Genomic DNA, 17,497 nt, shown 5'->3' with positions numbered 1-17,497 from the left:
GTGATTTGCTTTTTTTATCATTGACGCAAAGCTCATTTCTCTCTACTTTAAACAAACGCTTTATTATATTACTTCATTGATTTATAAGTAATTATTATGTTCACCACGCGAATAACAGACAGCGTTGCCCGGTAATTCCTCAATCAACAGGCGTTTATCCTCGACAGCCATGCGAAAAAAGAGAGGTGATGCCTTGTCCTTTTATCAAACAGGCACTCGTTTGCCTGAACAACGCCAATAAATAAAGTAACGCAACAGGAGTGAGTCGGGTAATGATTCGGTTAGAAAATGTGAGCGTTGATTTTTCCGCCGGTAAACAGGCACAGTCCAGAGCGGTAAACAACGTCAACCTGACCATTCAGCAGGGGGAAGTGTTTGGGATTGTCGGGACCAGCGGCGCAGGGAAAAGTACGTTGCTGCGGACGATCAATCTGTTGCAGCGGCCAACGGAAGGGCGCGTGTTTCTGGGCGAGACGCTGATCAGCAATGCTCGTGGTCGTGAATTGCGTCAGCATCGACAGCGTATCGGGATGATTTTCCAGCATTTTAATCTGATGCATACCCGCAATGTGTATGACAACGTGGCGTTCAGCCTGCGTGCGGCAGGCAAGCGTAAAGAAGAGATTGCCGCGCGCGTGCCGGAAATTCTGGCGCTGGTTGGGCTACAGGATAAGGGCCAGTCTTATCCGGCACAGTTGAGCGGCGGGCAGAAACAGCGCGTGGGTATTGCCCGCGCGATTGCCAACCACCCGGAAGTGCTGTTGTGTGATGAGCCGACCTCAGCGCTGGATTTGGAAACGTCGGCGTCTATTCTGACACTGTTAAAAAGTATCAATGCGCGTTTGGGGATCACGATCGTGCTGATTTCCCATGAAATGAGCGTTATAAAAAGTATTTGTCAGCGTATGGCGGTGATGAACGGCGGCAATATTGTGGAAGAGGGTGAGGTCTTTACGATCTTCTCGTCGCCTCAACACGCCTACACCAAACAACTGGTGAGTCATACCAGCCCGGTCGAATTACCTGAACGCTTTAAGCTGAATAATAAAGGCGTCCTGCTGAAAATACTTTTTGCCGATGATTCGGTGGAACAACCGATATTATCTGACGTCGCACAGCAGTTTCAGGTATCGGTAAATATTCTGCACGGCAATATTGAATACATTAACGATCGGGCGCTGGGACATATTATCGCCCAGATTTCCTATCGTGACGATCCGACGGCGAATAATCTCGCCGCCGCGATTGCTTATATTCGACAGAATACCTTTGGGGTGGAGGTCATCAATGACTGAGTTATTCGGTGAATTAATCTTCGCCTTCGGTGAAACCTTCACGATGGTGGGTATTTCCACGCTCTGCGCCGTCATCTTCGGGCTGCCGCTGGGCGTCGCCATTTATGTGACCGATCGTCATTTATTCTGGCAAAACCGCTTTGTTTATCTGGTTTCAACCATTCTGGTGAATATTATCCGTTCGATCCCGTTTGTGATCCTGCTGGTGCTGCTATTACCGTTAACGCAGATGCTGTTGGGTAATACGATCGGACCGGTGGCGGCGTCGGTGCCCATGTCCGTGGCGGCAATCGCCTTCTATGCCCGCTTGGTGGATTCCGCGCTGCGCGAAGTCGATCCGGGAATTGTGGAAGCGGCGGAAGCCTTTGGCGCCAGCCCGACGCGCATCATTGCGACCGTTCTGTTGCCGGAAGCGTTGGCGGGGTTATTACGCGGCCTGACGATCACGCTGGTCAGTCTGATTGGCTACTCGGCGATGGCCGGGATTGTCGGCGGTGGCGGTGTCGGCGATCTGGCGATCCGTTTTGGCTACTACCGTTATGAAACGGAAGTGATGGTTGTGACCGTGATTGCGCTAGTGGTGCTGGTGCAGGTGGTACAGTCGCTGGGCGATGTGCTGGCGAAAAAAGCCAATAAGCGCGAACGTCGCTAATTCAGGGCAGCAGAGAAATAGCATGAAAATAGACAAAATCGTATTACGAAAAATGAAAATGGCGCTGAAAACGCCTTTTACCACCAGCTTTGCCACGCAGACGGAAAAACACTTCTCCATCGCGGAAGTTCACGCCGGAGGGCAGATTGGTTACGGCGATTGTTCAGCAATCTCGCTGCCGTTTTATAACGAAGAAACCAACGTGACCGCCTGGCATATTATGCGTGACTTCCTGATCCCGATGATTAAGCAGGCCGGTGAGATTGAACATCCTTCGCAGGTGCGCGATATTTTCGCGCCGGTAAAGCGTAATAACTGCGCTAAAGCGGCCATCGAAGGCGGTATTTGGGATGCTTACGCGAAGATAAAAGGCGTGCCGTTGCATCAATTACTGGGCGGCGTGCGAAATAAAGTCGAAGCCGGTGTCAGTATCGGTATTCAGGACACGCCGGATAAATTAGTCAGCGTGGTCGATAGTTTCCTGAACGAAGGCTACAAGCGCATCAAAATAAAAATCAAGCCGGGAAAAGACTACGACTATATTGCGGCGCTGCGTGAGACCTTTGGCGATATTACGCTGATGGTGGACGCCAATTCCGCCTATACGCTGGACGATATTGATTTCTTTAAGCGCATTGATAAGTTCAATTTGCTGATGATTGAACAACCGCTGGCGCACGACGATATTATCGACCACCGTAAACTTCAGGCCGCAGTGAATACGCCGATCTGTCTGGATGAAAGTATTGCCTCGGTCGAGGATGCGCGTAAAGCGATAGAACTGGGCAGCGCCAAAATCATCAATATTAAAGTGGCGCGCGTCGGCGGCATTACTGAAACCAAGCTGATTCATGACTACTGTCAGGCGCACAATATTCCGGTGTGGTGCGGCGGCATGCTGGATACGGCGGTCGGTAAAGCGCACAACATTGCGGTATCAACGCTGCCGAACTTTCTCTACGCGCACGATATTCCACCGTCTTCCCGCTACTGGCATGAAGACTTCATGCTGCCATTTGTCGAATTAGACAAGGACAGCTGCGTTGCGGTGCCAAATAAACCGGGTATCGGCTTCGATATCAACCCTGAACTGTATGATAAATATTGCTACGGACAGGAAACCTTTTTGTTTTAACGGATGTTGATTAACGATTTTTTAGTAAGCCTTTTTTAGTAAAACATGTGAGCAGTAAAACGTTATCCAACACCAGGGAATAACGTTATAAAAATAGAAAAAATAATGAGCGATGCCACGCAGGGCATAAGAGTATGGATTTAGGGAAAAGCACGGTGATGAGGTCCCCGCAGGGAAGCCTCGCACCGTGGCCGCTCCTGGTATCTCGACCTTAGCCCTGTGCTGGCGCTCTATATAACAATAACGAGAATGCCGTTAGCAAACGGTAAACACTGACTAAATCGGACAGACAGGAACGCGACGATGCGATTGAAAAAACTTATTCCACTCATGCTGGCGCTGGGCATCTCTCAGGCTTACGCAGCAGATTCAGGCAAAGAAATCACCATCGGCGTATCGCCGGGGCCGTACGGTGATATGGTCACGAAAGCGATCAAACCGGAGATGGTGAAAAAAGGCTACGACGTAAAAGTGCGCGAATTCAGCGACTACATCCAGCCGAACCTGGCGCTGTCGAATAAAAGTATCGACGCCAACCTGTTCCAAAACCGCCGCTATCTTGACCGTTTCAGTGCGGACAAGGGGTTAAAACTGGCGGAAGTGATCACCGTGCCGACCGCCAGCATGGGCTTTTACTCCAACAAAGTCCGCTCGCTGGATGAACTGAAAGCGGGCGATATCGTGACGCTGCCAAACGATCCGTCCAATCTGGCGCGCTCGCTGGATTTCCTGCAAAAATACGGTCTGATCAAGATCAATCCAGAGATTACACCGACCAAAGCCTCGCTGCGTGATATCACTGAAAACCCGAAAGGGCTGGTGTTTAAACCGCTGGAAGCCGCACAGCTGCCGCGCGCGCTGGGGGGCGTAACCGGCTCGCTGATTAACGCTAACTTCGCGATTTCCGCCGGCCTGAAGCTGTCTGACGCGATTCAACTGGATGTGCTGCCGGAAGATCTGAAAAACATGATTGTCGTGCGGGCGGAAGATGCCGACAAACCGTTTGCTCAGGATCTGAAAGCCGCCGTTCAGTCTCCGGAGTTCGCCGCGTTCTTTGAGGATAAAAACTCCATGTTCAATGCGTTCCAGAAACCTGAGTGGATGAAGAAATAATTCTTCTTTCAAGTCGCCAGTGCCGCGTCAGTCAGAACTGCGGCACTGGCTTTCGCGGCATCCTGTCGCTCACGCGGCTGTCCTTCTCATCTCGGCATCATTTCTGATGTCAGGATACGCCGGAAAAACAGGCTCTCAACATCACTTCTGGCGTACATACGCTCTATGCTCTTCTAATCGCGTACGCCCTTGCTCCCCCAGTTCCCAGAACAGGCCGGTCATGATCGCTAATCCTTCGCGGGCGACGGATTTCAGCAGGTGTTCGTTGACCGCGTGCTGACCGCATGCCGGATAGGAGTGGGGGATCCACAACGTCGGCAGGCCGAGGATGTCGGCAAAAACGTCATTAGGTAGCGACCCGCCTAAATTCGGTAACAGCGCGGGCTGTTTACCGCTGATGTGTTGCATCAATGCCAGCGTCCAGTTGACCAGCGGATCTTCGGGATTAAAGCGCGTCGCTGGAGAGGTGTTAAGCACCTCAACGTCTACGTGCGCGCAGCCGTGCCGGTCGAGGTGCTGACGCATATGTTGCGCCAGATGTTGCCAGTCGGTACCAACCACAAAGCGCAGCTGACAAATTGCCGTCGCCTCGGCGGGGATCGCGTTTACCGGCTGGTGTGGATTGCCGGTAATGAACGACAGCACTTCCAGCGTGTTCCAGCCAAATAGCCGCTCGGCAGGCGTGAGCCCTTCGGCGCCCCAGTTTTCATCCATCGGCGGATCGTCTGCGCTGCCGGCAGGGACGACCGTGCTGAGAATCTTGCGTAGTGCCGGCGTTAACGGCGGCGGGAGCAGGGCGTCGATCTTCATCCGTCCTTGTTCATCCACCAGACTGGCCACGGCGTTTGCCAACTGCGTCCCCGGATTGCTCAGCAGCCCGCCCCAGTTACCGGAGTGGTATGCCCGATCGCGCGCCTTAATGTGCAGGCGGAAATTCACGCAGCCGCGGGAGCCGAGAAACAGCGTCGGGCGTTCGGCGCTGAGGCGAGGGCCGTCGGAAGCGATAAAAATATCGGCGGCCAAAGCCTGTTTATACTGGCGGCACAGGTCGGCAAGGCCCGGTGAGCCGATTTCTTCGCCCATCTCGAACAGCAGTTTGCAGTTGAAGCCCAGACGCTGGCCGCGCGCCTGAAACACCTGTTCCAGCGCCATCAGGTTGATGCTGTGCTGGCCTTTATTGTCGGCACAGCCACGCCCATACCAGCGGTCGCCTTCTTCCACCAATGCCCAGGGCGTAAGCCCATCGCGCCAGTTTTCTTCATCACCGAACACCACATCGCCGTGGCCGTAAGACAGCACCGTCGGCAGGCTGGGATCTTCGATGCGTTCGGCCAGCAGAAAAGGGGGATGGGGTTCTCCTGATACGTTCAGACGCGTCACCCTGAAGCCCATCGCCTGCAACGCAGGCTGGATCTCGTCGGTCAGATAGCGGCTCAGCGCGGCCTGATTTTCCGCTTTCTGACTTTCGCTGGCATGGGCGATACGCCGGGCCAGCGTCTGTTTGAACTCTCCGCGATCGAAACGCTCACAGGCGATACGAATAAGGTCTGCGCTGGTCATGCCTTTCCTTGCTGGATAATGTGCTGAAGTTACCGGTATTTAAAGAAAAAACGAGCTTTGCAACAATAATAAAATTTGCAATCAAGCTTTGCTTTTAATATAAGCCTGACTGATGCCCCGTTTTACCTGAAAGGAATACCGCTATGCACAGCAGTGAAATCCGTTACTTTTTGGTGGTTGCAACCACGGGTTCACTCAGCGCCGCCAGTCAGCACCTGTTTGTCGCGGTTTCTGCGATCAGTCGTCAGATCCAGCGGCTGGAAGAGCGCATCGGCGTGCCGCTGTTCGACCGTCACGCCCGGGGGATGGTGCTGAACGACGCCGGGCGGATTCTGGAAAATCATGTGCGCAAAAGCATGATGGACATGGAAGCCGCCGTCGCGGAAATTCAGGGGTTAAAAGCCAGTCGCCGGGCGCTGCTGCGCATCGGCTGTACCGAGGGGATGGCGTTCGATCTGCTGCCCACGCTGTTTGCACGTTTTCGACAGCAGGATCCGGATATCACCTTTGCGCTGAAGGTCGATTCCGCGATGCAGGTGTCCCAGATGATTCGTAACGGTGAAGTCGATATCGCACTCCAGTTTGCGCTGGCGCCCGAGCAGGGCGTCAATGTCGAACTGGCGCTGCCTGCGCCGCTGATGCTATTGATGTCAGATGAACACCCGCTGGCACAGCGTTCTGTCCATCTGACCGATCTGCATCCTTTCCCGCTGGCATTGCCGGAGCCTTCCACCACGTTGCGACAGCTTTTCGATCTCTCGTGCCGGATGAACGGGACATTTCTCGAACCAACGCTGTGCTGCAACAACTTCACCACGCTTTATGATTATGCGATGAGCGCGCCGGGGGCCATCACGGCGTGTAGCTTCTATTCCGTCATGTACAAGTGCTTACAGGCGCCGATCTGCCTGAAACCCTTGAATATTAAGCAGCTCGACCAGCGTTCGCTTCAGGTGCAAACGCTGGCGGGGAAGGTGCATGCGCCGCAGCAGCGGGCATTCCTGGCGTTTATGATGGCGGAGCTGCGTCAGGGAGAGGCGTATTACCTGAGTCAGGTTGCGGCGGCGTCATAACGGCATACGACGCCTTTACGCATCGCGCTCGGCGTTTCACTCCATCTCAATAATGTCACCTTTTTGCTCGTCTTCGAGCTGGCGCAAGAGGCGATACACCTGAGCCACCGCCTGAAGCGTCTCGCGCGGAATGTAATGACCTTCCGACGTCGTGCGGTAGAGCGTGCGGGTCAACCAGATGAAGCGAATCACCGGAATGTTCGCTTTTTTCGCCTGTTCGATGAGTTCCCGCGCCGTTTGGTTTTCCCCTTTAAACAAGATGCGCGGCAGCGGCGTTTGACCGGGGCGATAGTAGAGTCCCACCGCATAGTGCGTGGGGTTGATCAACAGCATATCGGCGTCTTCGACTTTTGCCTTGGGGCGCGGCGCGGCGGGTTCATTCATCATCTCTCGCGCCAGTGATTTACGGTGGCCTTTCATATGCGGATCGCCTTCGGAATTTTTGTGCTCGTTGCGTAAATCTTCATGGCTCATGCGCTGCTGCTTGAGAAAGAAATATTTTTGCAGGCCGAAATCCATGACGGACAACACCAGTAGCGCCGTCAGCGTCGTGCGGGCGATGCGAGTCAGTAGCGCTTTAACGCCTTGCCAGAACCCGTTCAGGTCGCCGTAGGCCAGTTCAACCAGCGCTTCCAGCTCCGGGACGACCACCTTGTAAAAAATGGTGCCGATGACCATCGCTTTCAGAATATTGGTCAGCATCTCCACCAGCTTGCGCATTGAAAACATCTGCTTGAACTGGTTGATCGGATTCAGTCGGTTAAGATCGAATTTCAGCGCTTCGGGCGCAAACAGCGGCCCGTATTGGATCCAGCCGCCGGCGATGCGCAGCAGCACGGCAATTGAGGCTGACAGCAGGCAGAGCGTGCCCGCCAGCATGGCGGCATCGTGAAACACCTCTTTCGCCACCTGTGCAAACGGGGCGTCCAGTCGCTGTAGCGGCAGTTGCACCAGCGTTTGCAGTTTCCCCATGGTGCTGTTTGCCAGCGCCAGCACACATTCCAACAGGCCGATGCAAATCAGCAGTTTGGGGACATCCTGACTTTGTCCGACTTCCCCTTTACGACGCGCATCTTCCAGTTTTTTCTCGGTTGGCTGTTCCGTTTTTTCGCTCATTGGCGTCGCCTTGTCAGCTGTTGGGGGCTGCGATAAGCAGCGGAAGCAGATGCTTGAGATCAGGCAGGCCCTGAAGTTTGTGGTCGCCCAGATACTGAAGCACGGGTAAATACACGATGAAAAACGCCATCCCGACCAGACACTTGGCCGGAATCGACAGGATGAACACCTGAAGCTGCGGGCTATACAGGCTGAGCAATGCGATGCTGAACTCCAGCAACAGCAGTAGCGCCACCAACGGCCCGGCATACACGACCAGATGGGTAAAGGTCGTGGCCAGCAGGTTGAGATACACCTCAAACCCTTGTTCGCCGGGGGCGGGAAGCCAGGACAAGACCGGCCAGATTTGGTAGCTATCCCATAACAGCTGCGTCAGTCCTTTCAGGCCGATGCCGATGATCAGTAGCAGAATGAGGGTTTGTTTTAGCAGATGGCCGAGCGGCGTGGCATCTGAGCCTAAAGCCGGGTTAAGTTGACCGCCCATTAATGCGCCTCGTTGGTTATCAAACAGCGCGCCGACGGATTCAAACATCCAGAACGGCATCGCCAGAATTAACGCGAGAAGTAATCCCACGACGATCTCCTTCAGCAACAGGCCGGGCAGCATCGGCCAGGACAAGGGCGTCAGCAGGAGTTGCTGTTGCACAATCGGGGCGGGCAACAGCGTCAGGGAGATCACGACGGCGTTACGCAGCGTGCCTTTCAGTACGTTGAGTGAAAAAACCGGCACCAGAATGAAGCAAGGGTATAGCCGGGCGATGCCGAGCGTTATGGCGATGATAAAGTCATAAACGTGCTGTATGGTGGCGATCATGCGGATTTATACCCCGGTATGCGCAATCATATTGAATGCGGTTATCGCCAACTGCATCAGTTCGACGCCGATCCAGCGTCCGGACAAGGCCAGCGCCAGCCCCACAGAAATCAGTTTGACGGCGAAGGGCAGCGTTTGATCCTGTAGCTGCATCACCGCTTGCAGCAGCGAGACCAGTACGCCGACGATCACGGCCACCAGCAGCGGCGGCGCAGAGAGCAACACGACCATCACCATGGCCTGGCGGAAAAGCGTGATAATTTCCATCGCAGCCTCACAAATAGCTGTAAAACAGACCGTCCAGCAGTCGCGTCCAGCCGCTGACCAGCACGAACAGCAGCAGCTTTAACGGTAGCGAGAGCGTCATCGGCGCGACCATCTGCATCCCCAGCGCCAGTAGCACGTTTGACACGATGAGATCGATGACGATAAACGGAATGTAGATAAGGAAACCGATTTTGAACCCGGCCTGTAATTCTGACAGGACGAAAGCGGGGATCACCAGCAGCATATTTTGCGTGTTCACCTGTTCTGACAGCGAGGCTGGCCACATTTGCAGGCTGTTTTCGTGCAGATGGGTGAGGATATCCGGGTCAAGGTTGCGTGACATAAACGTTTGCAGCGGTTCCAACCCGTGAGTCACGCTGGACTGAAGTGACGCGATGTCGGTCATATCGAGCGGCTGCGCCTGTACGCGTTTGGTGATGTCCTGAAACACCGGAGCCATCACAAACAGCGTTGCCGCCAGCGCGATGCCGTACAGGGCCATATTGGGCGGGACTTGCTGCACGCCGATGGCGTTGCGGGTGATCAGCAGCACAACGGCAATCTTCAGAAAGCAGGTGCAGACAATCATCATCAACGGGATCAGAGAAAGCGCGCCCAAAAAGAGCGCGAACATCAACGGATCGAACGCGCCGGACGTCATTGTGCCTGCTCCTGTTCTGCGGTGTGCGCGTCAGGTTGCGTCAATGCCTGCGCAGGGGTGGGAAAACGCTGGGTGATCTGTAACCCCAGCCGGCCTTCCACATCAACCAGTTCGCCACTCGCCAGCGCGATATCCCCGTGATACAGCCAGGCGTTGCCCGGCACCACGTCGCGCAGCGTCAGCACACTGCCGCTGGCAAGATGCTGTAGCTCCGCCAGCGTCATGTTCAGGCTACCGCAGCGTATGTGTAACGTGACGGGCAGCGGGGGTAGACACTCAGTGACGTTGTCACTTGTGGCGGCGAAATCAAATGCCGAGACATCTGAATCGGGAGCAGTCGGTATGGTGTCGGTCGTCGATGCGGGCATAGTGACAGTCTCCATGTCGGTAACAATGAATGAATAAGGGGCTGGCGTGGTAAGTTGCAACGTGCCGCGCAGACGTAGCGTGCCGGATGTCAGTACGCCTTCGCCCGAGGGCGTAAACCACGGACGATTGGGCAGGATAATGTCGCCGACCTGAAGCGTCCGAAGGGCCGGAAGCGGCAGGATGACATCCGCCAGCGTGATCGGGATCGTCAGGCTGATCCCGGCGGACAACGACCGGCGTTGACGCTGCCAGTCGGCGCGGGCAAAGAGCGCCAGCCAGACGGCGTCCCCCGCTTGCATGCGGCTACGCACGGCGATCCCGTTCCAGCTTACGCAGAACCAGCCGCACAGGATGCCATCGTCGCGTGGTGCCGATGCGGTGGGGATTGCCGGATCGGATTCCGCCGGATAAATTTCCCCGACCAGCGTGCGTAATACCGGATTTAGCGACTGGTTGTAGAGTGTCCAATACCATTCCTGCGCGGTGCCGTCGCCTTCAGCCACGGGCAGGAGCGGGCAGTCTGCCAGCAGGCTGAGCGCCGGAAACGGCTCGGTCAGCGAAAACCCGCCGATATCGCTGCGCCAATGGCTGACCGGCGTCTGGGAGGGCTGTGCGGCCAGCTCGTCTTCCGTCGTTAGTTGAAGTTGCAGGTGGCCGACAATTCCGTCGCGGGTAAACGGCAGCGTCAGCCCACTGGCCAACACTGACCGGATGCGCGCATGTTGCGCACGCAATGTCGGCAGCTTCAGCGGTCTGATAGGGCATGAATGTGCGTTCATCGATGGTCTTCTCTGGCGTCAAACCGCAGGTTTATCGGACAATCCAGCGCGCTGGCGAGCGAACGCCGACAGGCTTCACGCCGATCTTTTAACTGGTGATAGCTTTCCCGACTGAATCGCAGCGTAATGTCCCACCCGCGCGGCATCAAATGAGCCAGGCGGGCATCAATGTCGCCCAACTGCGGCAGTTGCAGGCTAAAGGAGAACGGCGGGGCGCAGATATTGTCCATTGCCTCAATCAGCTCGCATTGCAGCGGGCCCCATGCGGGCGGCGTCACCGTTTGCGAACTGTCCGTCGTCTCGCTGTATTGCGGCAAGACGACGTTTGCCGACCCATTCAGCGGTAAGGCGGCAGGCGCTTCCTGATAAAATGCATCTTCAAAGCCGTCTGAAAACGTGAAGGCTTCCCAGAAATCCATGGATTGCGGATCGTCCGCGCGCAGGGATTTCCCTTGCTGAGCCACCAGGGTGTTTTGCGCCGTCTTGGGGTCAGAGGACGCAATCTGTCGGTTATTCATCGTTGCTCCTGAGGTAATGTAAGCAGGAATTCCAGTTTTTCCACCGCCTTCTGGCATTGGCGCGTGGCGTATCGGGCATCATCAACCTGACGTTGCTGCTCGCGGTGTTGCTGTTGCGTTGCCTGCACCTGTTGTGTTTGTGTTGCTATTTCGCTGAGTAAATGCTGTTCGGCCGCCAGATGTTTTTTCAGGTTTTCCAGCGTTTGGCTCTGCCCGTGGGTTTCCCGGACAAACTGGTCGCGCTGGGTCTGGCTGGCCTGTCGCAAGGCGTCAACCTGCTGCTGATGATGGTGCTGCTGCTCCGCAATCTTCACCAGCCGCTGTTCTTCCTGCCGTTGCTGGCGCTCGCTGCGGCTCAGACGCTGGCGGCGTATCGGCATCAACAGGTTCAACACGCTCTGTAATTCGGCGTCGCGTTCAGCGTTATGGGGCATAGCGGCTGACTCCGGCGAGCTGCTGTTGAATGTCGTCGTAAGCCATCGGCTCGCGCATTGACTGACGCAGGAACTGCGTGATGTCCGGGTAGGCGTTAACGGCCGCATCGGTCAGCGCATCGTGACCGGGCTGGTATTCCCCCAACCGGATGAGCATCTCAACCTGTTTATAGGCTGCCAGTAGTCGTCTTACGCCGTTGGCGTCACGGATATGAGTGGCATCCACGACATTACTCATGGTGCGGCTCAGGCTGGCCAGCACATCGATAGCCGGATAATGGCCTTGTTCCGCCAGACGACGGGCGAGTACGATGTGCCCGTCGATCAGCGAGCGCACTTCGTCCGCGACCGGATCGTTCATGGAGTCCTGCTCGATAAGCACGGAATAGAGCGCGGTAATAGCGCCGTCTTCCGTTTGTCCTGCGCGCTCTACCAGCCGCGGCAACAGGGTGTAGACCGAGGGCGGCAAACCACCGCGTCCCTGCGGCTCCCCCAGCGCCAGCCCGATTTCACGCTGGGCGCGGGCGAAACGCGTCAGGGAATCAATAATCAGCAACACCTGACGTCCTTCGGCGCGGTAGGCTTCGGCGATGGCGGTGGCGGTGAAGGCCGCGCGGGCACGCTCCATGCTGCTGCGATCGGAGGTGGAGCACACCAGTACGGTGCGGCTGCGCAACGTGTCGTCCAGTTCATGGTCGAGAAATTCGCGCAGTTCGCGGCCACGTTCGCCAATCAGCCCGAAGACGATGGCATCGCACGGCGCATTACGCGCCAGTTCGGCCAGCAGCGTGGTTTTTCCGCAGCCCGCGCCGGCGAAAATACCGACGCGCTGGCCCTGACCGATGGTGAGCAACCCGTCAACGGCGCGCAGCCCGGTCGGGAGCGGCTGACTGATGCGCGGACGGGCGGTCGGCGGCGGGGCGTCGCCCAGCACGGGCTGCGTGCGTCCCCAGACTTGCCCCGGTTCGACAAAGGCGCTTTCACCGCCTTCTTCCAGCGCACGGCCAAACCCGTCCAGCACGCTCCCCAGCAAACGATCTGACACCTGAATGCGGTGCGGCTGATACAGGGGCGTTACGGTCGCGCCCTGTGCGATGCCGTCCAGCGCGCCCAGCGCGGAAAGAAAGGTATTCTGCGGGCTGAACCCGACCACTTCAGCCATCATCTGGCTGTCGTCCTCGCGGGCAACCCAGCACAGATCGCCAATGCGCGCCTGAGGCAGGCTGCACTCCAGCAAAATGCCGCTGACGGCCATGACGCGGCCTTTTTGCTCCACGGGGGCATATCTCGCCAGTTGTTGGCGCTGCCAGGCGACCCATTGGTCGAGCAGCGGGAAGGATGATTGAGTCTGCATTACCAGTTCACCGTTATCTGTTGTCTGCCGCTGAATTCAATCTGGTGTTCATCAATTCTGACTAGCCGCAGATTGTCGATTTCATCGCCGATGAAAAAGCGCTGCCCCTCCGCCGTGACGACATTGGCGCGAGGCCCGCCGGTCACCTGAACGATCTGAAACGGCAGTTGCTCCGTTTTCAGTTGCGTCCGGTTATCGATGGACAGCGATGTTCTATAACGTTGGTGGAGTTGAACGAGCATCCGTTCCAGCTTTTTTTGATCGTCCGGCGTTAATTGTCCGGTGAGCGTCAGGCGATCCTGATAGGCGGCCAGCTTCACCGTCGCGCTGAGCTCTCGCTCCTGTAACATGATGCGCAGCGTACTTGCCAACTGGGGCAGCGTGCTGAGCGGCTTACGGGTATCCTGCGGCGGCGGGGCCGCGGGCATTGCCACGCTTTCCTGAAGCTGCCAGCTACCGACCATCACCAACAGTAATGTTCCGAGCACCAGATAGCTGGCTTTGGCCCACAGCGGCAGATGCGAGGCGGGGCGCGGCGTGGGCGTAAGTACCGACGCGGCGGTATGGGCCGACGGCTCATCGGCGGGGGTATCCACAGACTGTTCAGTGGGCTCTGTGGCTACCGACGGCGCATCGTCATCAGGCCAGGGGGTCTCCGCCGCCACGATGCAGAGCCAAATTTGTCCGAGTGCAAACGGTGTACCGGGCGGCAGCGCGTCGATCTGTTCAACGGCATGGCCTTCCGTATTGCACAGCGCGCCATCCAGCGCGCTGAGCGACCAGCCGCCGGAGACGTGCTCCAACTGAGCATGATAAGGCGCGATGCCGGGATCGTAGAGCACGAGGTCGGCATCATCGGCCGCGCCGATGCGCCAGGCGTTGCCGCAGAGCGGCAGAGCCGCGCCGCGATGTAAACCAGTCAGTACGCGTAATTCAAACATGGTGTTTACCTATGCGCTAAAGGGATCGGGGGAGTGATAAAGATCAAGGCGTCCGATGACGTTGATCGACAGCGTGGATTCCAGTTCGGTGAATGACAGCACCGGAACATGGTGAAATTCGTCCTGCAACAGGGTGCGAAACGGGCTGCGTAAATCCTGCGCCACCAACACCAGCGCGTCAGGCGACGAGAAGCGCGGAAACGCCTGCCGCAACTGGCTGAGCAACGTCGAGGCATCGTCCTGCGACAGAGCAAAGAAGGTTTCATTCTGCGTCTGGCGCAATGTGTCGCGCAGCAGTTCTTCGCTTTCTGGCGTTAACAGCCACACGGAGAGCGTGTTGTCGCGACTGTACTGGTGACAGATTTGTGATTTGAGCGCCAGCCGGACATATTCGGTCAGCGCGAGCGTATCCCGTTCGTGCTGACCCACTTCAATCAACGCTTCGGCGATAGGGCGCACTGACCGCAGCGGTACGCGTTCGGAAGCCAGCCGTTGCAACACGCCGGCAAAACGCGAGAGCGGCATGATGCGCTGGAGCTCTTGCGCCAGTTCGGGCTGCTCACTCTCCAGCCAGGTCAGAATGGATTTGGTTTCCTGCAAGCCGATGAACTGTGAGCCGGTGCGGTGAATAGCCTGTTCCATGCGCGCCAGTATCAGCTCATCCGCCGTCCAGCGTGGCACGTCGTCCGGCTGCTGCGTCACCTGTTCCTGCGGCAGCCATAGCCATTGGCTTTCATCCCGCAGCGTCGACCCCGGCAGCGCCAGATTGACATCCACCTGTTCCGCGATGCTACTGGCAACGGCCAGACGATCGGTGACCAGCGTGGCTTTAACGTAAGGGATCTCATAGACGCAAAACTGAAATTCATCTTCCGCCAGACGGTCGGTGTATTCGATATCAAAGGAGGGCAGGGTAAAGCCGAAACGGTAGACCAGACGGTTACGCAGGCGGCGGATATTTTGCAACAGCTTCAGCGTCATTGGCCGCTCCTGCCAGACCGGATGAAACAACAGCAAATAGGCGCGCGTCGGGTTGAAGCGGCGCAGATCCTGAAAACCGTTCTGTTCAGCAGGCAGGTTGTCCGCTTCCGACTGGCTGGCATCGCGCTGTCCCTGCTGTTTAATGCGCCACAACTGAAACAGGCCGCTGCCGAGCGACGCCAGACTGATGGCGATAAACACCAGCGTCGGCATCCCCGGCAGGAGTGCGAAACCAAACATGCCGATAGAGGAGATGATCCACGCTTTGGGCTGGCTGGTGAGCTGTTCGGCAATTTCCCGGCCAATATTGGCATCCACTTTTTGCCCGTCGGCTGACACGCGGGTGATGATCATCCCGGCCGTCAGTGAAATCAGCAGCGCCGGGATCTGTGCAATCAACCCGTCGCCGATAGTCAATACCGAGTAGATGTGCATCGCGTCGGATGCGGACATATTGTGTTGCAGAACGCCAATGGCGAAGCCGCCGATCATGTTGATGAACACGATAACCAGTGAGGCGATGGCATCCCCTTTGACGAACTTCATCGCACCGTCCATTGCCCCGAACAGCTGGCTCTCTTTCGCCAGATTTTCCCGCCGTTGCCGCGCCTGATGCGCTTCGATCAGCCCGGCGCGTAGATCGCTGTCGATGGACATCTGCTTACCGGGCATGGCATCGAGCGTGAAGCGTGCCGCGACCTCCGCCACACGCTCGGAGCCTTTGGTGATCACCAGAAAGTTAACGACCGTCAGAATCAGGAAGATAACCAGACCGACCGCCAGATTGCCGCCCACCACGTAGTTACCGAAGGCTTCAACGATGTGGCCGCCATCCTGCTGGAGCAGGATTTGCCGCGTGGTGGAAATGGAGATCGCCAGTCGGAACATGGTGGTCAGCAGCAGCACCGCGGGAAACGTGGAGAAGGCCAGCGGTTTGGGCAGATACATCGCCAGTACGATCAAGAGGGACGAGGCGCAGATATTCAGCGCGATCAGGACATCGATGAGTCCGGTAGGAAGCGGAATGATCATCATGAAAACGATCGACATGACGATGACCGCGCCAACGACCTCCGAGCGCTGCATGGCGCTGAGCGCAATACGATTCAGCCAGATAATTAACAGGTTCATGCCTGCCCCTTATCCTGCTGATGTTGCCGTCCCTGTTCATCGCGCGCCGCGGTTTTGGCCTGTTGCTTTTCATACTGGGCGATATCGCCAATCATGCCGCGTATCAGCTGAAGCGCCGTTTGCCGATTTTTACTGTCGCGCCATAGGGGATGAGGCAGGTCACTGACCAGCGGCAGCAACGCGCTGAAAAAAATGACCTGATGCGGTATCTGCGTCCCGGCAACGTCACGGCCAAGGTTGTGCAGATCGCGAGCATAGGCGCCGTTCGCACTCAGGCCAATCAGACGGCGGGTCAACTCCACGGCAGTGAGCGTAAAGGCTGGCACTTTGTTTGCCATCCGCTCAAGCAGGGTCTGGCTGGATGACAGCGTATGGGTCAAATGGCGGGCATCATTGAGGTTACTCAGCATTTTGTTGAGAATGGTTTTAGAGATAGACGGCGTCAGCGACGCCATATCCGCCGCCAGCGCACGCTGTAGCGTGCGCAGCCCGACAGAAAATGTCGCCGCGTCAAAGCGCTCCAGTAACGAATCCAATAGGGCGCTGGCGGATTGCTGATGCACGATTTTCTGGTAGTAGAGCTCGCGCATCGCCTGCTTTTGTTCCGGCTGCGTGCTGAACAGCGCGATCGCCGCCGCGGTATTTAAACCCGCCCGGATTTCCGGCCCTTTCTCCTGACGCAATTGCTGTAGCGCATGTTCCGCCGCCGTTGTCAGTTCCGGCTGGCGTGATTGCTGCTGGATGTGGCGCAGCAGAATGTCGCCGCGCGCCGGATCGTTGCCCGCGGCCTCCAGTACCGCCTCCAGCGAGGGCGAGTCTTGCCGCGTAAGCAGAGCGCGCATGCGGTTCAACTGCTGGTCGAGCGTACTCTGCGACGGATTTTCCAGCATCCTGAACAATTCCGTCAGTTTCTCGATGCGTTCGACATTCGCGGCGGCGCGCGCGTCCGGCTGCTGGGTGATTTGTCTCCGATTCAGCGACTTACTTCTTCGTTCCGCCTGTTCACCGAACGCCATCGCCACTTCTTCCATCGAGGTGGATAACGGTGAACTGGAGGGCGCATGGTGCGCGCTGGTCTGCTGCACCGCGATCTGCGGCGTGGGGTCGTCATCCATAACGACAGGGCGCGGCAGGGCACTGCTGGGGGGAAGGACAGTCGGTATTTTGATCATGGTGTCATCCTGAATAGGTCAGCTACGTGTCGTGGTCTGAACGCGTGCGGGTATGAATATATTGCTGTGTGGCAGTGAAAAAGGCTGGGTTCCCTGGTGGAGACGTATCGCAGCAGACGGAATTTGATAGCA

General features: G+C 56.9%; 17 protein-coding genes. 5 read left to right on the top strand and 12 right to left on the bottom strand.

The features are described 5' to 3' along the window. Positions 1-272 precede the first annotated feature (272 nt). The 4 genes from EDC54_RS09955 to EDC54_RS09940 all read left to right on the top strand — a co-directional run bounded on the left by EDC54_RS09955 (position 273) and on the right by EDC54_RS09940 (position 4,195). The gene (locus EDC54_RS09955) at positions 273-1,295 is read left to right on the top strand and encodes a methionine ABC transporter ATP-binding protein (RefSeq protein WP_132455717.1); all 1,023 of its coding nucleotides are present in this window, start codon (positions 273-275) and stop codon (positions 1,293-1,295) included. Continuing rightward, on the top strand, positions 1,288-1,947 hold the full coding sequence (locus EDC54_RS09950) for a methionine ABC transporter permease (protein ID WP_132455715.1): 660 nt from the start codon (positions 1,288-1,290) through the stop codon (positions 1,945-1,947). The genes EDC54_RS09955 and EDC54_RS09950 overlap by 8 nt, the downstream gene beginning before the upstream one ends. 22 nt (positions 1,948-1,969) lie before the next feature. After that, positions 1,970-3,082, top strand: a complete 1,113-nt coding sequence (menC, locus tag EDC54_RS09945; protein ID WP_132455713.1) for an o-succinylbenzoate synthase — start codon at positions 1,970-1,972, stop codon at positions 3,080-3,082. Positions 3,083-3,385: 303 nt separating this feature from the next. Then, positions 3,386-4,195, top strand: coding sequence for a MetQ/NlpA family ABC transporter substrate-binding protein (locus EDC54_RS09940; RefSeq protein ID WP_132455711.1), 810 nt, complete (start codon positions 3,386-3,388; stop codon positions 4,193-4,195). A 141-nt stretch (positions 4,196-4,336) separates the two neighbouring features. On the opposite strand, the gene EDC54_RS09935 is transcribed toward EDC54_RS09940, so the two are convergent. Continuing rightward, complete coding sequence (locus tag EDC54_RS09935) at positions 4,337-5,755, bottom strand: M20 family metallopeptidase (protein WP_132455709.1); 1,419 nt, start codon at positions 5,753-5,755, stop codon at positions 4,337-4,339. A gap of 143 nt (positions 5,756-5,898) precedes the next feature. Here EDC54_RS09935 and EDC54_RS09930 point away from each other — a divergent pair, with 143 nt between their 5' ends. Further along, positions 5,899-6,828 (top strand): LysR family transcriptional regulator, encoded by a 930-nt coding sequence (locus EDC54_RS09930; protein ID WP_132455707.1) that lies wholly within the window; start codon positions 5,899-5,901, stop codon positions 6,826-6,828. A gap of 36 nt (positions 6,829-6,864) precedes the next feature. On the opposite strand, the gene sctU is transcribed toward EDC54_RS09930, so the two are convergent. Genes sctU through sctW form a run of 11 tightly spaced genes read right to left on the bottom strand, consistent with a single transcriptional unit; the run spans position 6,865 to position 17,365 of the window. Then, entirely contained in the window at positions 6,865-7,944 is a 1,080-nt protein-coding gene (gene sctU / locus EDC54_RS09925; RefSeq protein ID WP_132455705.1) for a type III secretion system export apparatus subunit SctU, read from the bottom strand. 13 nt (positions 7,945-7,957) lie between these two features. Further along, entirely contained in the window at positions 7,958-8,758 is an 801-nt protein-coding gene (gene sctT, locus EDC54_RS09920) for a type III secretion system export apparatus subunit SctT (RefSeq protein WP_132455703.1), read from the bottom strand. A gap of 6 nt (positions 8,759-8,764) precedes the next feature. Next, positions 8,765-9,025, bottom strand: a complete 261-nt coding sequence (gene sctS, locus EDC54_RS09915) for a type III secretion system export apparatus subunit SctS (RefSeq protein WP_132455701.1) — start codon at positions 9,023-9,025, stop codon at positions 8,765-8,767. A 7-nt stretch (positions 9,026-9,032) separates the two neighbouring features. Then, complete coding sequence (gene sctR / locus EDC54_RS09910; protein WP_132455699.1) at positions 9,033-9,686, bottom strand: type III secretion system export apparatus subunit SctR; 654 nt, start codon at positions 9,684-9,686, stop codon at positions 9,033-9,035. Beyond that, the gene (gene sctQ, locus EDC54_RS09905) at positions 9,683-10,834 is read right to left on the bottom strand and encodes a type III secretion system cytoplasmic ring protein SctQ (protein WP_132455697.1); all 1,152 of its coding nucleotides are present in this window, start codon (positions 10,832-10,834) and stop codon (positions 9,683-9,685) included. The genes sctR and sctQ overlap by 4 nt, the downstream gene beginning before the upstream one ends. Beyond that, positions 10,831-11,352: a type III secretion system HrpP C-terminal domain-containing protein gene (locus EDC54_RS09900; protein ID WP_132455695.1), complete on the bottom strand. Its 522-nt coding sequence runs from the start codon at positions 11,350-11,352 to the stop codon at positions 10,831-10,833. The genes sctQ and EDC54_RS09900 overlap by 4 nt, the downstream gene beginning before the upstream one ends. Further along, positions 11,349-11,786: a type III secretion protein gene (locus EDC54_RS09895; protein ID WP_132455693.1), complete on the bottom strand. Its 438-nt coding sequence runs from the start codon at positions 11,784-11,786 to the stop codon at positions 11,349-11,351. The genes EDC54_RS09900 and EDC54_RS09895 overlap by 4 nt, the downstream gene beginning before the upstream one ends. Then, positions 11,776-13,140, bottom strand: a complete 1,365-nt coding sequence (gene sctN / locus EDC54_RS09890) for a type III secretion system ATPase SctN (protein WP_132455691.1) — start codon at positions 13,138-13,140, stop codon at positions 11,776-11,778. Before sctN ends, EDC54_RS09895 begins: the two co-directional genes overlap by 11 nt. Beyond that, positions 13,140-14,081, bottom strand: a complete 942-nt coding sequence (locus EDC54_RS09885; protein WP_132455689.1) for an FHA domain-containing protein — start codon at positions 14,079-14,081, stop codon at positions 13,140-13,142. The genes sctN and EDC54_RS09885 overlap by 1 nt, the downstream gene beginning before the upstream one ends. Before the next feature lie 9 nt (positions 14,082-14,090). Continuing rightward, entirely contained in the window at positions 14,091-16,193 is a 2,103-nt protein-coding gene (gene sctV / locus EDC54_RS09880; RefSeq protein ID WP_132455687.1) for a type III secretion system export apparatus subunit SctV, read from the bottom strand. Beyond that, entirely contained in the window at positions 16,190-17,365 is a 1,176-nt protein-coding gene (gene sctW / locus EDC54_RS09875; RefSeq protein ID WP_132455685.1) for a type III secretion system gatekeeper subunit SctW, read from the bottom strand. The genes sctV and sctW overlap by 4 nt, the downstream gene beginning before the upstream one ends. Positions 17,366-17,497: the final 132 nt, after the last annotated feature.

Source organism: Samsonia erythrinae (genome assembly GCF_004342665.1).
GTDB lineage: Bacteria > Pseudomonadota > Gammaproteobacteria > Enterobacterales > Enterobacteriaceae > Samsonia > Samsonia erythrinae.
This window is presented reverse-complemented; position numbering and strand designations above follow the sequence as displayed.

What these genes read in the sequence shown, in the direction of transcription:
- EDC54_RS09955 (WP_132455717.1), top strand. Translation starts at nt 273, where the DNA reads ATGATTCGGTTAGAAAATGTGAGCGTTGATTTTTCCGCCGGTAAACAG.
- EDC54_RS09950 (WP_132455715.1), top strand. Translation starts at nt 1,288, where the DNA reads ATGACTGAGTTATTCGGTGAATTAATCTTCGCCTTCGGTGAAACCTTC.
- menC (WP_132455713.1), top strand. Translation starts at nt 1,970, where the DNA reads ATGAAAATAGACAAAATCGTATTACGAAAAATGAAAATGGCGCTGAAA.
- EDC54_RS09940 (WP_132455711.1), top strand. Translation starts at nt 3,386, where the DNA reads ATGCGATTGAAAAAACTTATTCCACTCATGCTGGCGCTGGGCATCTCT.
- EDC54_RS09935 (WP_132455709.1), bottom strand. Translation starts at nt 5,755, where the DNA reads ATGACCAGCGCAGACCTTATTCGTATCGCCTGTGAGCGTTTCGATCGC.
- EDC54_RS09930 (WP_132455707.1), top strand. Translation starts at nt 5,899, where the DNA reads ATGCACAGCAGTGAAATCCGTTACTTTTTGGTGGTTGCAACCACGGGT.
- sctU (WP_132455705.1), bottom strand. Translation starts at nt 7,944, where the DNA reads ATGAGCGAAAAAACGGAACAGCCAACCGAGAAAAAACTGGAAGATGCG.
- sctT (WP_132455703.1), bottom strand. Translation starts at nt 8,758, where the DNA reads ATGATCGCCACCATACAGCACGTTTATGACTTTATCATCGCCATAACG.
- sctS (WP_132455701.1), bottom strand. Translation starts at nt 9,025, where the DNA reads ATGGAAATTATCACGCTTTTCCGCCAGGCCATGGTGATGGTCGTGTTG.
- sctR (WP_132455699.1), bottom strand. Translation starts at nt 9,686, where the DNA reads ATGACGTCCGGCGCGTTCGATCCGTTGATGTTCGCGCTCTTTTTGGGC.
- sctQ (WP_132455697.1), bottom strand. Translation starts at nt 10,834, where the DNA reads ATGAACGCACATTCATGCCCTATCAGACCGCTGAAGCTGCCGACATTG.
- EDC54_RS09900 (WP_132455695.1), bottom strand. Translation starts at nt 11,352, where the DNA reads ATGAATAACCGACAGATTGCGTCCTCTGACCCCAAGACGGCGCAAAAC.
- EDC54_RS09895 (WP_132455693.1), bottom strand. Translation starts at nt 11,786, where the DNA reads ATGCCCCATAACGCTGAACGCGACGCCGAATTACAGAGCGTGTTGAAC.
- sctN (WP_132455691.1), bottom strand. Translation starts at nt 13,140, where the DNA reads ATGCAGACTCAATCATCCTTCCCGCTGCTCGACCAATGGGTCGCCTGG.
- EDC54_RS09885 (WP_132455689.1), bottom strand. Translation starts at nt 14,081, where the DNA reads ATGTTTGAATTACGCGTACTGACTGGTTTACATCGCGGCGCGGCTCTG.
- sctV (WP_132455687.1), bottom strand. Translation starts at nt 16,193, where the DNA reads ATGAACCTGTTAATTATCTGGCTGAATCGTATTGCGCTCAGCGCCATG.
- sctW (WP_132455685.1), bottom strand. Translation starts at nt 17,365, where the DNA reads ATGATCAAAATACCGACTGTCCTTCCCCCCAGCAGTGCCCTGCCGCGC.